At 73.5% G+C, this 15,130-nt stretch carries 11 protein-coding genes and 1 pseudogene; 4 read left to right on the top strand and 8 right to left on the bottom strand.

Going from position 1 to position 15,130, the window contains the following annotated elements; genetic code table 11:
• Positions 1-576, bottom strand: a pseudogene (locus tag ACFV7Q_RS35055) (O-antigen ligase domain-containing protein); the annotation flags it as partial.
• A gap of 80 nt (positions 577-656) precedes the next feature.
• On the opposite strand from ACFV7Q_RS35055, the gene ACFV7Q_RS35050 reads away from it, so the two are divergent.
• Positions 657-1,382 carry a hypothetical protein gene (locus ACFV7Q_RS35050; RefSeq protein ID WP_385434970.1) on the top strand — a complete coding sequence of 242 codons (726 nt, stop codon included), beginning with the start codon at positions 657-659 and terminating at the stop codon, positions 1,380-1,382.
• Positions 1,383-1,537: 155 nt separating this feature from the next.
• On the opposite strand, the gene ACFV7Q_RS35045 is transcribed toward ACFV7Q_RS35050, so the two are convergent.
• The 7 genes from ACFV7Q_RS35045 to ACFV7Q_RS35015 all read right to left on the bottom strand — a co-directional run bounded on the left by ACFV7Q_RS35045 (position 1,538) and on the right by ACFV7Q_RS35015 (position 11,182).
• Positions 1,538-2,584 (bottom strand): glycosyltransferase family 2 protein, encoded by a 1,047-nt coding sequence (locus tag ACFV7Q_RS35045; RefSeq protein ID WP_385434969.1) that lies wholly within the window; start codon positions 2,582-2,584, stop codon positions 1,538-1,540.
• The gene (locus ACFV7Q_RS35040) at positions 2,581-5,877 is read right to left on the bottom strand and encodes a DUF4082 domain-containing protein (RefSeq protein ID WP_385434968.1); all 3,297 of its coding nucleotides are present in this window, start codon (positions 5,875-5,877) and stop codon (positions 2,581-2,583) included. The genes ACFV7Q_RS35045 and ACFV7Q_RS35040 overlap by 4 nt, the downstream gene beginning before the upstream one ends.
• Positions 5,878-5,896: 19 nt before the next feature.
• Positions 5,897-7,012, bottom strand: coding sequence for a DegT/DnrJ/EryC1/StrS family aminotransferase (locus ACFV7Q_RS35035; protein ID WP_385434967.1), 1,116 nt, complete (start codon positions 7,010-7,012; stop codon positions 5,897-5,899).
• The gene (locus ACFV7Q_RS35030; protein ID WP_385434966.1) at positions 7,009-7,806 is read right to left on the bottom strand and encodes an acetyltransferase; all 798 of its coding nucleotides are present in this window, start codon (positions 7,804-7,806) and stop codon (positions 7,009-7,011) included. Before ACFV7Q_RS35030 ends, ACFV7Q_RS35035 begins: the two co-directional genes overlap by 4 nt.
• On the bottom strand, positions 7,803-8,954 hold the full coding sequence (locus ACFV7Q_RS35025) for a DegT/DnrJ/EryC1/StrS family aminotransferase (RefSeq protein WP_385434965.1): 1,152 nt from the start codon (positions 8,952-8,954) through the stop codon (positions 7,803-7,805). Before ACFV7Q_RS35025 ends, ACFV7Q_RS35030 begins: the two co-directional genes overlap by 4 nt.
• Positions 8,951-9,973: an NAD-dependent epimerase/dehydratase family protein gene (locus tag ACFV7Q_RS35020; protein ID WP_385434964.1), complete on the bottom strand. Its 1,023-nt coding sequence runs from the start codon at positions 9,971-9,973 to the stop codon at positions 8,951-8,953. The genes ACFV7Q_RS35025 and ACFV7Q_RS35020 overlap by 4 nt, the downstream gene beginning before the upstream one ends.
• A gap of 108 nt (positions 9,974-10,081) precedes the next feature.
• Positions 10,082-11,182 carry a Gfo/Idh/MocA family protein gene (locus tag ACFV7Q_RS35015; RefSeq protein WP_385434963.1) on the bottom strand — a complete coding sequence of 367 codons (1,101 nt, stop codon included), beginning with the start codon at positions 11,180-11,182 and terminating at the stop codon, positions 10,082-10,084.
• A 414-nt stretch (positions 11,183-11,596) separates the two neighbouring features.
• Between ACFV7Q_RS35015 and ACFV7Q_RS35010 the strand changes: the two genes are divergently transcribed.
• The 3 genes from ACFV7Q_RS35010 to ACFV7Q_RS35000 all read left to right on the top strand — a co-directional run bounded on the left by ACFV7Q_RS35010 (position 11,597) and on the right by ACFV7Q_RS35000 (position 15,040).
• Positions 11,597-12,484, top strand: a complete 888-nt coding sequence (locus ACFV7Q_RS35010) for a glycosyltransferase (RefSeq protein ID WP_385434962.1) — start codon at positions 11,597-11,599, stop codon at positions 12,482-12,484.
• A gap of 151 nt (positions 12,485-12,635) precedes the next feature.
• Positions 12,636-14,018, top strand: coding sequence for an MFS transporter (locus ACFV7Q_RS35005; protein ID WP_385434961.1), 1,383 nt, complete (start codon positions 12,636-12,638; stop codon positions 14,016-14,018).
• 8 nt (positions 14,019-14,026) lie between these two features.
• Entirely contained in the window at positions 14,027-15,040 is a 1,014-nt protein-coding gene (locus tag ACFV7Q_RS35000; protein WP_385434960.1) for a TolB family protein, read from the top strand.
• Positions 15,041-15,130: the final 90 nt, after the last annotated feature.

Here is a 15,130-nt window from a genome sequence, read left to right as displayed (position 1 = left end):
GGACAGGGTGAACCCGGCCGTGGTGCCCAGGATCACCACGCCGAGCACCTGCTGGTAGCGGCTCTTGAGCAGCGGCACCGGCGTCTGCGGCAGCACGACCGGGGCGGTCTGGACGAAGTAGGCGGGTTGCACCCCGGCCGCCGTCTGGAGGGCGTTGAGCTGTTCCCCGGCGAAGGAGGTCAGGACGTTGGTCTCTTGCAGCACCTTCGCCCGGTCGGTGCCGGTGACCGACAGGGTGAGCATCGGCCCGGAGGCGTTGGCGGCGAAACCGACCGCGTACGGGTCGGTGACGCCCAGACCGTGCAGGGCCCGGGCCGCGTCCGCCCCCGACAGGGTGCGGATCAGCACGTCCGCGGTCACCACGAGCGAACCGCCCGCGTTCGAGATGGGGTTGCCGAAGGTCGGGGCGAGTTCGGCGACCGCGGTGGAGTCCAGCAGGGCCACCGAGCTCTCCGACCGGTACTCCACCGGCACCGAGCGGTACAGGTGGAGCCCGGCGAGGAGGCCGAGCAGGGTCAGGGAGACCATCACGTACCAGCGGCGGCGCAGTACGGCGGCCAAGTCGCGGATGCTCACCCGCGCCCCCGCGAGCTGCCGGATTCGATGGCGGGCCGCCGCACGTCCTGGAAGGATCGTCCGGGACGGAAGGAATCCCCGTGTCGCCTGGTGAGTTGGTCCGTGCGCTGCGTCGGCGCTGGTACGTGCTGGTGGTGGCGGCGGTGCTCGCCGCGGCCGGAGCGGTGCAGGTGCTCCGCCCCACCCCGGTCCACGTGAGTTCGGCGATCGTCGTGCTCAAACCCCCGGTCACCGGGAGGTATCCGAATCAGCTGACCAACCTGCAACCGCCGCTGGCCGCCGTCTCGTACGCCGTGGTGCAGCAGCTGGAGTCGCCCGAGGGCAGGGCCGAGCTGCGGGCGGAGGGGGTGACGGCCGACTACCGGCTGCTGCCGCGGAACAGCGGCACCAGCGTCACCCCGCGCTATCTGATCCCCTCGCTCCAGGTGCAGGCCGAGCACCCCGACCCGGCGGCCGCGAACTCCGCGGTGCGCGCGGTGATCGAGGCGTACACCCGGCGCGTGACCGCGCTCCAGGACGCGCAGGGCATCCCCGCCGCCTCGCGGATGAGCGTGGACCAGCTGGTGCCGCCGGCCGCGGTGGCGCAGCACGGCACCAAGAGCCGGGGGCTGGCCGGTCTCGCCCTGCTGGCCGCGGTCGCCGGGGTGCCGGCTGCCCTGTGGACCGACCGGATGCTGGTACGCCGGAACCGGCGCCGGCGCGAGGGCGCCGACGCCGGAACCGGGAGCGGTGGGGCGGCCCCCGCCGGGGCCGGCGGCCGGCGCCCGGGCGGGGAGCGGGTGGCGGGCGCCGCGGCGGCCGGCTGAGACGTCGGGGGACCGCGGGCGGGACCGCCGCGAAGGGCGGCGGTCCCGGTCGTACGGACGGTGCGGATCGAACGGACGGTGCGGATCGAACGGACGGTGCGGATCGAACGGACGGTGCGGATCGTACGGGTGCTGCGGGTCGTGCCGGTGGTCCATCAGATCCCTCGTCGCTTCCACGACTGCCACCACAGCCACTCGCGCCCGCGGTCGGCGACCGCCGACAGCACCAGCGGCTGGAGGTACGGCATGGTCCGCGCCCCGATCCGGCGCCGCCGGACCAGCGCCCGGTACTCGGGGAGTGCCGTGTACCGGGGCACGCATTCGGCGGCGAAGGCCTCCAGCTCGTCCACCGGGACCACGTCGGTCCTGCCCCGGTCGTACGCCCGGTAGGCGCGCCGCAGCGCGTACCGGGCGAGCCGGGTCCGGGCGGCCCGGGACAGCCGGACCCCGTCCGGCAGCAGGTCCCCGCACTTGTCGAGCACCGAGTCGAAGGCGACGAGGCGCTGGCGGAGGTCGTCGAGCTGGCCGCCGAAGTCGGTGGTGGACATGTTGTTGCCGTGGACCCGGTAGAAGGCCTGGTCGGCTCCGCGGACGTAGCCCACGTCGGCGTGCGCCGCGAGCCGCATCCACATCTCGATGTCGCCGGCGTGCGGCAGCTTCGGGTCGTAGCCGCCGACCTTGCGCTGGAGGCTGGTGCGGACGACCACCTCGGGCGAGGTGATGCATCCGGTGCCATCCCGGAAGCGGCGTTCCAGCCACCAGTGGCCGGGGTAGACCACCGACCCGGTGGACCGGGTCCGGGCCTGTGGGAGGGGGCCGCCGTGCTGGAAGCGCAGCGGCCGTCCGTACGCGAACCCGGCCCCGGGGTGGGCGTCGAGCAGGTTCGCCGCCCGTACGAGGGCGCCGGGGACGAGCCGGTCGTCCGCCGAGAGCAGGGCGACGTAGTCCCCGTCGGCCCACTCCAGCAGGCCCTCGTTGTAGGTGGCGATGTGCCCCCGGTTCTGCTCGTGCACGCGGACGTCGATCCTCGGGTCGCCGGCTGCCAGGGCCCGCGCGACTTCCGCGGACCCGTCGGGCGAGGCGTCGTCGATGATCAGTACGCGGACGTCGACCCCCTGCTGCTCGTCCAGGACGCTGCGGACGCAGTCCGCCAGGAAGTGGCCGTAGTTGTAGCAGGGGATCACCACGCTGACCGTGCTCACTGGCCGCTCACCTCCGAGGACTGCCCGGTCTGCGCGGGCGGCGGGGTCGTGGTGAAGACCGGGCCGACCCAGTAGTTCACCGATCCGAAGGTGTTGGTCGGGAAGACGGTGGAGGCGCCGTACTTGTAGAGGCCGTTGGCGCCGCCGCTCCCGTCGGCCGGGGCGACGAGCGGGTAGGAACGGTGGGTGGCGGCGAAGTAGCCGCCGTCCACCGAGTAGTTGCCGCTCGGCGCGTGGTAGGAGACCACGTACGTGGTGCCGGCCGTGATGGGTACCGGGGTGGCGAAGTTCAGTTGCTGCCAGCCGGAGAGGGTCTCGCTGCCGAAGGTTCCGGTCGCGAGCAGTTGGCCGGAGGCGGACCACAGGCTGCCGGTGTGGGTGCCCGTGTTCTTCGGCCCCTTGTAGAAGGTGACGCCGGTGACGTAGCCGTCGACGGCGGACTGGAACCGGGTGCCGAGCTCCACCGAGTTGGTGTCGCCGACCACGTTGGCGGTGCTCGGAGTGGTGGTGGCGCCGTTCCACAGGGTGCAGGGACAGTTGACCTGGGGTGGGTTGAGGCTGGTGGTGAAGGCCCAGGTGACCGGTTCGGACATGGTGTTGCCCCACAGGTCGGAGGCCTTCACGGAGGCCGTGTAGGTGGTGTTGAGGGCCAGTTCACCGGCCGGGGTGAAGGTGACGCTGTTCGAGGCGCCGAAGACCTTGCTGCCCGGGACGGCCGTCCCGTTGGCGTCCTTGACGGTGAACTGGAGTCCTTCGGAGTCCACGGCGGTGTTGAAGGTGGCGGTGACCCCGGCCGTGATCGCCGTGCCGGTGGCCGCGGACTGCGGGGAGGTACCGGTGACGGTGGGCGGGGTGGTGCTGGCCGTGGAGGTGTCCAGGACCGCGTCCACCCAGTAGTTGCTGCCGTTCGCGGCGGTGGACGGGAAGCCGCCGGTGGCGCTGTAGCGGTAGACGCCGTTGCCGCCGTCGGTGCCGCTGCGCAACGCGGTCAGCGGGGCCAGTCCCGCCTCGGCACCCGCGAAGGTGGTGTCGAAGGAGTACCCGCCCTTCGGGGCGAAGTAGGAAGCGATGTAAGTGGTGTTGGGTTTGATCGGTACCGGAGTGGCGAAGTTGAGCTGCTGCCAGCCGGAGGCCGTCTCGTTGGTGAAGGTGCCGGTGGCGAGGCGCTGCCCGGAGGCGGACCAGAGGCTGCCGGTGTGGGTGCCGGTGTTGGCCGGGGACTTGTAGAAGCGGATGCCGGTGATGGAGCCGGGCACCGAGGAGCGGATCTTCACCCCGAGTTCCACGGCGCTGCCGTCTCCGGCGTTGACGGTTCCGGGCACGGCCGCGGCCGGCCAGACGGTGCAGGGGCACTGCTGGGGGCCCACGGTCAGGGGTACGGTGGTGGTGGCGCCGATGTTGACGCTGTCGTCCACCGCGCGGACCTTGATCTGCACCGGTCCGGGGGCGGTCGGGGTCCAGGTGTAGCTCCAGGACCCGATGCCGCTGGTCGCCTTCCAGGTGGTGCCGCCGTCGGTGGAGACCTCCACGCGGGCCACCACACCGCCGCTGTCCGCGGCGGTGCCGGTGACGGTCACCGGGCGCAGGGCCGGCACGGTGGCGCCCGCCGCGGGGCTGGTCACCGTGACGGTCGGGCCGGTGGTGTCGGTGGAGGCGGTGGCCGGGACCAGGTCGGACTGGAGGCTCTTGGGCTGGACGCCCATGTCGGCGAACACGTTCACCGTCGCCTGCTGCATCCGCTTGTCCTCGGTGACCACGACGGCGTCGGGGTTCGACGTCGGCATGTTGGTCAGGCCCCAGGACCACTGGACGGTGCCCGCGCCGAAGACGAGCGCGCGGGAGGTGGGATCGCGGAAGGCGACGAGGCTGTGCGTGGCGGTGCCGTTGCCGTAGGTGTTGCCGTAGTCGAGGAGGAGCTTGCCGTCCTCGATGTCGACGGTGGTGGAGGAGAGCTGGATCTGGCCGGGCGGGCGGGTCGCGTTCTCCACGTCGCTGTCCCACTCGTAGCCGAGGGTGCCGGCCGGGAACGTGGCGGTCTGGGAGGGTGTCAGGTTGGCGACCGTCGTGTTGCGCCACAGGCGCATCTTGGCGAACCGGCCCGGCACGGTGATCGCGTCGCTGCGGTAGCCGTTGACGCTGAACAGCGAGCCGGTCAGCTGGTTCTGCGGCTGGTAGGGCCGCCCGTTGGTGGCGCTGGCCGGGTCCATGAAGGTGCCCGTCCAGATCCCGCTCGGGTCGGGGATGCCGTTCGGCTGCGGGAAGGAGAGCTTGGTCTCCTTGTAGCAGACCAGGGTCCGGTCGGCGGTGCCGGTGCCGTCGATGCTGGGGGCGAGCCGGGTCTTCCAGAAGATCTCGTTGCCGCTGAAGTACGTCTGGTGCTGGCCCGCCTTCCGGGCGGCCAGGGCGTTGGTGAACTGCTCCTGGGTCCAGTACTCGTCGTGTCCGGAGGACAGGAAGACCTTGTGGTTGCGGAGCAGGGTCGCGCCGCGCCTCGACATGTCGATGCCGGACATGTAGCTGACGTCGTAGCCGTTGCGCTCCAGCCAGGAGATCATCTGGAACTCGGATCCGTAGATCCCGTTGTCCCCGCCGATGTCCATGGGCCGGTTGTAGCTGACCTCGTACGCACGGCCGTCGGGCGCGGGGCCGGCCCCGTCGTACAGGTCCTGGCCGCCGTAGTTGTTGTACGCCTGCCAGGTCTGGTCGCTGGTCTGGACGACGATGTCGGAGTGGCTGGCGTCGTTGCGGACGACGAACGGGTAGGGCATGACGCCGTTGCCGTCCGCCTGGTCGAAGTTGACGATGTACACGCCGGAGACCGCGTCCGCGGGCACCGTCCAGGTGGCCGTGGTGGGCCAGTTGCCGCAGTCGACCAGGCCGGTGGAGGCCTTGGTGGTACAGCCCTGCGGCTGCCCGCCCGCGGCGAAGTTCGCCGGGTACGTCTGGGCCGCCTGCGCCGCCGTCGACATCAGGCGGGCGCCGTTGCCGCCGTAGTGACCCAGCCGGTAGACCGAGACCCGGTACGGGGTCGGCGACTGGACCTTGAACTGCACGGTGTCGCCCGCCTGGACGCTCATCTGGGCACTGAAGCCCTTGATGTCGCCGTAGGCGCTGGGCGAGAACCAGTCGGACATCGGCGTGCCCGGCTTGGAGTTCTCGCACACGATCGCGTTCGTGCCGGGACCGCAGGGGTCCACCGCCCCCGCCGACGCGGGCGGGGGCAATACCGTGGCCATCAGGGCCGCGACCACGGTGAAGAGGCCGTACCTGACCCACCGTGTCCGTCTGTTCATCTGTACCTCTGATTTCGCGTCAGCGCAGGGCGTTCGTGAACGCGTCCACGACCCGCTGCTGTTGGGCGGCGGTGATCTGCGGGAAGAGCGGGAGCGACAGCATCAGGTCCGCGGCCCGCTCGGCGTGCGGGAAGTCCCCGCGGCCGTGGCCGAGGTGGGCGAAGGCCGGGGTGAGGTGGACGGGCGCCGGGTAGTGCACGCCGGCGCCGATGCCCTCCGCGTTGAGCTTGCCGACGACCCCGTCCCGGTCGGCTCCGCTGATGCGGACGACGTACAGGTGCCAGACGTGGACGTTGCCCCCGTCGGTGGCGGGCAGGGTCACCCTGCCGGCGGCGGCCAGGTCGCCGAGCAGCTCGTCGTAACGGGCGGCCGCGGCCCGGCGGGCGGCGTTCCCTTCGGCGAGCCTGGCCAGCTTGGCCCGCAGCACCACGGCCTGGAGGCCGTCGAGTCGGCTGTTGAACCCGGCGACGTCGTGCCGGTACTTGGCGGTGCCGCCGTGGTTGGCCAGTGCCCGGACCAGGCCGGCCGCTTCCTCGTCGTCGGTGACCACGGCGCCCGCGTCCCCGTAGGCGCCGAGGTTCTTGCCCGGGTAGAAGCTGGTCGCGGCGATCGTTCCGCTGCCGGGCGGGCGGTCGTCGCGGGTGGCGCCCTGGCTCTGGGCGGCGTCCTCGACGATGCGGGTCTGCGCGGGGAGCCGTGCGGCGAGTTCCGCGGCGGGGGCGCACTGTCCGTACAGGTGGACGGGGACCACGGCGCGGGTTCTCGGGCCGACCGCGTCGAGGGCGGCCTGCGGGTCGATCAGCAGGGTGTCGGGGAGGCAGTCGACGAGGACGGGGCGGGCGCCGATGCGGTGGACGGCTCCGGCGGTGGCGATGAACGTGTTGGCGGGAAGCACCACCTCGTCGCCGGTGCCCACGCCGACGGCCCGCAGGGCCAGTTCGAGGGCGTCGGTGCCGTTGGCGACGCCGATGCAGTGTCCGACCCCGGCGAAGTCGGCGTACTCGCGCTCGAAGGCGCGGACCTCCTCGCCGCCGATGAAGGCGGTGTCGGCGAGCACGCGGTCGAAGCCCGCGCGTAACTCCCCCGCGATCTCGGCGTGTGCGGCCTTCAGGTCGACGAGCGGTATCTGGTTCATCCGGCTGTGCTCCCCATCCGTGTCTCCGGCCGGTGGCCGGTCTCCTTGCCTTCGGCCCGTGACCGGTCGGCCCGCAGTTCGTCGGCCCGCAGTTCGTCGAGGGCCGGGGCGCCCGCCTCGCGCAGCTTGCGGGCCGGGCTGCCGGCCCAGACCTCGCCGGGCGGCACGTCGGCCAGGACCGTGCTGCCCATGCCGGTCAGCGACCAGGCGCCGACCGTGGTGTACTCCCGTACGAGGGCGCCCGCGCCGACGTAGGCCCCCCGCCCCAGCCACACACCGCCGCCGAGGCGGACCCCGGAGGCGAGCGTGGCGAAGTCCCCGACGGTGTCGTCGTGGGTGAGGACCGCGTGCGGCATGACCGCCACGTGCGCGCCGACGCGTACGGCGGCGGTCAGCACGCAGTGGGCGAGCAGGACCGTGCCGGGGCCCAGTTCCGAGGAATCCGAGACCGCGGCCGTGGGGTGGACCACGGTGGCGTAGCGGCTCTCGGGCAGGGCGAGGCGGCGCACCAGGCGGGCCCGTACCCCGTAGTCGCGGGGGCTGCCCGCGCAGACCACGACCCGGGCGGTGACGGGCAGCCGGTGCACCAGGTCGCAGTCCCCCAGCACGGGCACGCCGTCGACGTCCCGGCCGTGCAGGGCCGGGTCGTCGTCCAGGTGCCCGACCAGCCGCCAGCGGGGGGCGCGGCCGCACGCCGCGTCGGCGGCGGCCGCGGCCCGTACGGCCTGGGCGGTCTCCCGGGCGAAGCCGCCCGCGCCGACGACCAGCAGGTCCTCGGTGGCCGGGCCGCTCATCCGCCGGCCTGCCCGCGCAGCACGGCCACGACCCGGTCCTGCTGCTCGTGCGTCATCGTGTGGAACAGCGGAAGGATCAACGAGTCCCTGGTGATCCGCTCGGTGACGGGCAGCGGCGCCGCCCCGTGTCCGGCGTACGCGGGCTCCAGGTGGGCGGCCATGATCCCGCGCCGGGCCGAGATCCCGGACTCGGCGAGCAGCGCCAGCAGCTGGTCCCGGCCGACCGGGAAGTCCTCCCCGAGCAGGACCCAGTACGACTGGAAGTTGCCCTCGCCGTACTCGGGGTCGCGGACCGGGCGCAGGCCGGGGATGCCGGCCAGGAGGTCCGCGTACCGGGCGGCGAGGGCCCGGCGGCGGGCCACGATCGCGTCGAGTTTGCCCAGTTGCACCAGGCCGACCGCGGCCTGGATGTCGGTCATCCGGTAGTTGTAGCCGACTTCCAGGTAGCTCTCGGCGATCGGCTTGCTGCTGGCGTGCCGCTGTGCGGCGGACACGCTCATGCCGTGCTCGCGCAGCCGGCGCAGCCGCTCGGCCCATGCGCCGTCGTCCGTGGTGATCATGCCGCCCTCGCCCGTGGTGATCACCTTGCGGGGGTGGAAGGACCAGGCGGCGAGCAGGGCGCCCTGGCCGACGGACTTCCCGCCGACGGTCGCGCCGATGCCGCAGGCGGCGTCCTCCAGGAGGGCGAGGCCCCAGGCGGCGCAGGCGGCGCGCAGGGCGTGCACGTCGGCGGGTACGCCGCCCTGGTGGACGGCGAGCACGGCCCGGGTCCGCGGGGTGCGGACGGCGTCGACGGTGGCCGGAGTGAGGTTGCCGGTGGCCTCGTCGACGTCGGCGAACACCGGGTGGGCTCCGAGGTAGCGGACGGCGTTGGCGGTGGCGATGAACGACAGGGAGGGCACGACGACCTCGTCGCCCGGGCCGAGGTCGAGGGCGATCAGGGCCAGGTGGAGGGCGGTGGTGCACGAGCTGACGGCGATGCCGTGCTCGGCGCCGACGCGTTCGGCGAAGGCCCGCTCGAACTCGGCGACCCGGGGGCCCTGGGCGACCCAGCCGGAGAGCACCGCGTCGGCGGCGGCGCGTGCCTCCTCCTCCCCGAGCCAGGGGACCATGACGGGGATGCGGGCGGGGGTGTGGGCAGCGCTCATCGGGCCGCATCCCCGTCCGGGCCGGCGCCGGTGTCGGGGGCGTCGGCGTCGGCGACGGCGCGCTCGGCCCGCCACCAGTCGACGAGGTCCCGCAGCCCGCTGGGCAGGTCGATGCGGGAGGTGAAGCCGAGGCGTTCGGTGGCCCGGGCGGTATCGGCGAGCCGACGGGTGACGCCGTTGACGGCGCGGGCCGGCCCGTGCTCGGGCACGAGCCCGTCGGCGTCCATGGCCCGGAGCAGGCCGAGGGCCAGCTCGCGCAGGCTGGTCTCGGTGCCGCTCGCGACGTTGAACACCTCGTCGGTCAGGTCCGATTCGGCGGCCAGCAGGTTGGCCCGTGCGATGTCCCGGACGTGGACGAAGTCCATGGTCTGGGTGCCGTCGCCGAGGATCAGCGGCGGTTCGCCCGCGGCGATCCGCTCCATCCACCGGATGAGGACCTCGGTGTACAGGCCGTGGATGTCCATCCGGGGCCCGTACACGTTGAAGTAGCGCAGGGCGACGTAGTCCAGGCCGTACATGGCGTGGAAGCTGCGCAGCATGCCCTCGTTGAAGGCCTTCGCCGCCCCGTAGAAGGTGTCGTTGTTGTACGGGTGGTGGTGTTCGGTGGTGGGGAAGGACTCGGCCAGCCCGTACACCGAGGCCGAGGAGGAGGCGATCACCTTGCCCACTCCGGCGGCGACCGCGGCCTCCAGCACGTTGAACGTGCCGTCGACCATGACCTCGTTGGCCAGCCGCGGCTCCTGCGCGCACTGGGTGATGCGGATGGCGGCCAGGTGGAACACCAGGTCGGCGCCTTCGGTCGCCTTGCGCACCGCGACCGTGTCGCGGATGTCCCCCTCGATGACGTCCACCACGCCGCTCGGCAGGGCGCGGGCCAGGTTGGCCCTGCGGCCCCGTACGAAGTTGTCGAGGACGACGACCTCGCGGGCCCCGCCCTCCACCAGCAGGTCGACGACGTGCGAGCCGATGGTGCCCGCTCCGCCGGTGACCAGGATCTTCTTGTCTCGAACCTTGCTCAACGCCTTGCCCCCACTGAGTCTGTCGTGTTGCTGCGTGCCGGGCCCGCCGCGGTGTGCTCCGCGGCGGGCCGTGGCGTGACGTGCGGTTGGACGGTCGGAGTCGGCCGGTCAGCGTCCGGTGCGCAGTCCGACGACCGCGCCGCGGAATTCCAGGCTCCGGGAGGCTGCCTCCAGGATGTCGAGGACCTGGAGGCCGGACCGGCCGTCGGTGAGCGGCTGGCGGCCCGTTCGGACGGCGGCGGCGAATTCCTCGACCATGCTGCGCAAGGCCTCCTTCTCGCCGATCGCGGGCGCGACCATGTCGCCGCTGCGGTACGAGACGAGCATGTCGTGGCGCTGGGCCTCGGCGATCTCCTGGGGGGCGGTCAGCTCCACTCCGCGGTCGTACACGGCGATGCGTTGGGCGGGGTTGAGGTCGTCCCAGACGAGGGTGCGCTTGGAGCCGCTGACCATGGTGGTGCGGACCTTTACCGGGGACAGCCAGTTGACGTGGACGTGGGCTATGGCACCGGTGTTGAGCTGGAGGGTCAGGTAGGACACGCAGGACTGGCCGGCGCCGATCGGGTCGGCGCCGTGGGCGGCGACGGCGACGGGCCGGACCTGGTCGGGGAGGATGAAGTCGAGGACGGACAGGTCGTGCGGGGCGAGGTCCCACAGGACGTCCACGTCCTTCTGTACCAGTCCCAGGTTGATCCTGACCGAGTCGAAGAACTGGATCTCGCCGAGTTCGCCGGAGCGGACCATCTCGCGGATGCGGACCGCCGCCGGGGTGTAGCAGTAGGTGTGGTCGCACATGAGGGTGAGGTCGCGCTTCTCGGCCTCGGTCACCAGCCGCAGCCCGTCCTCGTAGGTGGCGGCGAGGGGTTTCTCCACGAGGACGTGCTTCCCGGCGCGGAGGGCGGCCAGGGCGACGTCGAGGTGGGTGCCGGCCGGGGTGGCCACGGCGACCGCGTCGACGGCCGGGTCGGCGAGGACCGCCCGGAGGTCCGAGGTGGCCTGGACCGTGGAGTACCCGCCGAGGACCTGGCGTGCCCGGTCGACGTTCAGGTCGCACAGCCAGCGGAGCCGGAACTCCGGGCTGGCCTGGAAGTTGCGGACGAGGTTGGGGCCCCAGTAGCCCGCGCCGACGACGGCGACACCTAACGGCTTGACCAGCCCCGTGCCTGCTGCTGCGGTGTCCCGCCCCGCGTCCTTCGCGGTGTCTTTCACAGTGATCCCCTTCTCCGTTCCGCGCACGCCCGCGGGCGTGACGACAACCCATGGCGGGGACGCGTGCGAAGGAAGGGGGTGCCGTCGGCGGCGGGCCGGGCGCCTGCGCGACCCGTGCATGACCCGCCCAACGGTGATGGCCCCCCACGACCGATGCCCTACGTGTTCCACGTACTTCCGCCCCCCGGCCGGCCCCGGCGCCCCACGCGCCGTTCCGGCCACGGATGGGCAGCCAGAATCCCCCCGGCCGCCGCACCCGCCTCTTCCCCAACTGCCCTGCTCCGGCGGGACGTCAGCGCTGCCGAAGCACGCCGAATCCGGTCGGCTCCGTTCAATCTAGACCACCGGCCCTACGGCCGGGGCGAGTTGGGGGAAACAGCCGGCACGGAGGTTCGGCGCGTGCATACTTCCCGGGTGACCAGCATCGTGATACCGGCCCACAACGAGGGCCGGGTCATCGGCCGCCTGCTCGACGCGCTCCTGGCCGGGGCCCCGGAGCCGGGCCGCCCGGAGCCCGACATCGTCGTGGTGTGCAACGGCTGCACGGACGACACCGCCGCGGTGGCGGGCGCCCGGGGCGACCGCGTCCGGGTGGTGGAGATCCCGACTCCTTCCAAACACACGGCGCTCCGGGTCGGCGACGAGCACGCCCGGGGCTTCCCCCGCCTGTACGTGGACGCGGACGTCGTCCTCGGCGCGGCCGGCGCCCGGGCGCTGGCCGATGCCCTCACCGCCGGTCCGGAGCTGCTGGCCGCAGCCCCCGGCCGGGACGTCCCGCTGTCCGGCTGCGCCTGGCCGGTCCGGGCGTACTACCGGGTCTGGCAGCGGCTGCCGGCCGTCCGCGAGGGCCTGTTCGGGCGCGGGGTGATCGCGGTGTCGGAGCAGGGGCACGCACGGCTGGCCGCCCTGCCGCCGCTGATGGCCGATGACCTGGCCGCCTCGCTCGCCTTCGGGCCCGGGGAGCGGCGGGTGGTCGAGGAGGTGCGGGTCGTGGTGCGGCCACCACGGACCTGGGCCGACCTGATCAGGAGGAAGGTGCGGGCGTCGACCTCGTCGGCCGAACTGGAACGCTTCCAGGTGGAGTCGGCGGCGGGGAACGGACCGGGGGCGGGGTCGCCGGTGCCGTCCGCGCGCACGGGCAGCGGTGACCTGCGGGACCTGGCGCTGGCCCATCCCCGGCTGCTCCCCGGGATCGCGGTCTTCGTCGTGGCGGCCCTCGCCGCCCGCCGGGGGGCCCGCAAGGCCGTCCGGACCGGGGACTTCTCCACCTGGCTGCGCGACGAGAGCAGCCGGCAGGACTGACAGTGCCGGGCGGATCACGGCCGAATCCCTTCGTATGCCGCCCAGTTGGGCCGTACACGCACTAGGGTTCCCCTCGCGTGGACGAACGTACGTACCCACGCGCGGCCGCGCACGCGCGGCCCGGACCGTCGGCAACGGGAGCTGCAAGCGCATGTACCTGGCGGACCGCTCCGCGCCCGGCGGCACCGAGGGCGTACCGGGCGGCGGTCCCGCCGTCCGGTCCCGCACCGTCGCCCCGGCCGTCCTCGCGCTCGGCACGGTCAGCCTGATCACCGACGTCTCCTCCGAAATGGTCAGCGCGGTCCTGCCGCTGTACCTGGTGGCCGGGCTCGGCCTGAGCCCGCTCGGCTTCGGCGCGCTGGACGGCCTGTACAACGGGGTCAGCGCACTGGTGCAGTTGACCGGCGGCCACCTCGCCGACCGGGTCCGCAACCACAAGCTGATCGCCGGCATCGGGTACGGCCTGTCCGCCCTGTGCAAACCCCTGCTGCTCTTCGCCCACAGCCTCGGTCCGGTGAGCGTCGTCCTCGCCCTGGAACGCACCGGGAAGGGACTGCGCACCGCCCCGCGGGACGCGCTGATCTCCCTGTCCACCCCGCCCGGGGCGCAGGGCCGCGCCTTCGGCGTGCACCGCGCCATGGACACCACCGGTGCCCTGCTCGGCCCCCTCGCGGCCTTCCTCATCCTGGGTGCGGCCGTCGACGGGTACGACGCCGTCTTCGGGGTCAGCGGCTGCGTGGCCGCGCTCGGGGTCGTCGTGCTCGTACTGTTCGTCCCGTCCGGCGGCGGGCCCGGCACCGGACGGGCCGGGTCCGGCCCCCCCGGCGCCCCGGCGTCCGGCGACGTGGACTCCGGTTCGGCCGGCGGTTCGGCCGGAGGCTCGGCCGGCGGTTCGGCCGGCCATGCGGAGCCGGCTCCGGTCGGCCTGGGGGAGGCGCTGTCCCTGCTGCGCCTGCCCCGGCTGCGCGCCCTGGCGGCCTGCGCCGCCCTGCTCGGGCTGACCACCGTCAGCGACGCCTTCCTGTACCTGCTGCTCCAGGACCGCACCGGGATCGGCGAGCGGTGGTTCCCGCTGCTCCCCCTCGGCACCGCCGCGGTGTTCCTGCTGTTGGCCGTCCCCGCCGGCGTCCTCGCCGACCGGATCGGGCGCCGCGCGGTGTTCGTGACCGGGCACGCCCTCCTGCTCGCGGGGTACGGGCTGCTCTGGTGGGCGCCCGACTGGCCGGCCCTGCCGTTCGTGGTCCTCGCCCTGCACGGCCTGTTCTACGCCGCCACCGACGGGGTGCTGCCCGCCGCAGTCGGCGCTGCCGTACCCGCCCGGCTACGGGCCACGGGGCTCGCCGTGGTCGGCACCGGCCAGGCGCTGGCCCGCTTCGGGTGCTCGCTCGCCTTCGGCGGTGCGTGGACGCTGTGGGGGCCCGGCCCCGCACTCGCCGCCGCAGCGGTCGGCCTGTGCTGCTGCGCGGCCGTCGCCGGCTTCGTACTCCGCCCGACGGGGCCGGACGGCGCTGCCGCCGCGGCCCGACGCTCCTGAGGAACCCCATGACGCGCTCCCGCCGCCTGCTCGTACTCGCCCTGGCCGTGCTGCTCCTCGGGGGGCTCGCCGCCCTGCTGGTGGTCCGCGCCGCCGCCCGTACCGAGCAGACCCGGGAGGGCGACCCAGCGGTCGCCGAGGGCCCGCTCACCTTGGACCGGCCCGACCGGCTGGCGTTCCTCAACGGGGCGCAGGGCCCGCACCGCGGGTCCCTCGTCTCGGTCCCGGCGGAGGAACCGCGGGGCGAGCGCACCGCCTCGAGCCTGAACTGCAAGCGCTTCCACGCGGCCGCCGGCACGGGGGTGTGCCTGGTCTCCGCGCCGGGCGCACTCGCCCAGGACAACCGGGCCGTGATCGTCGACTCGGAGCTGCGCACGGTGCGCAGCTTCCCCCTCGCCGGCACGCCCTCCCGGGCCCGGGTCTCCCCGAGCGGCCGCTTCGCGGCCTGGACCGTCTTCGTGTCCGGGGAATCGTACGGCTCGGCGTTCTTCTCCACCCGTACGGCGATCGCGGACACCCGCAGCGGGGCGCTCGAAGCGGACCTGGAGAAGTTCGCGGTCGTACTGGACGGCAAGCCCTACAGCGCGGCGGACGTGAACTTCTGGGGCGTCACCTTCGCCAAGGACGACGACACCTTCTACGCCACGCTCGCCACGGCCGGTCAGACGTACCTGGTGAAGGGCTCGATCGCGCAGCGCAGCGTCACCACCCTGGCCCGGAACGTCGAGTGCCCGTCGCTGTCCCCCGACGAGACGCGGATCGTGTACAAGAAGCGGGTGCAGCGCGGGGCACAGCTGTGGCGAGAGCACGTCATGGACCTGCGGACCCTGCGGGAGCAGCCGCTCGCGGAGAAGCACAGCGTGGACGACCAGGCCCTGTGGCTCGACGACCGCACCGTGGCCTACGGCCTGCCCGCCGACGGCGCGGCGGACACCTCCGACCTGTGGGCGGTCCCCGCGGACGGCTCGGGCGCGCCCCGGCTCCTGGCGCCGGCCGCGTCCTCGCCGACCCGCCTGGGCTGACGGACCGCCCCGGTCGGCAGCCGCTGCCTCCCCCCGCGCCGCCCGGGGCGCTCCCCGCCGTCCGTGCAACCGCCGGGGGGTCCGCTGCCC

The organism is Streptomyces sp. NPDC059851 (assembly GCF_042732005.1).
Taxonomy (GTDB): domain Bacteria; phylum Actinomycetota; class Actinomycetes; order Streptomycetales; family Streptomycetaceae; genus Streptomyces.
The sequence above is the reverse complement of the archived record's forward strand: the minus strand, read 5'-3'. Positions and strand labels throughout refer to the sequence as shown.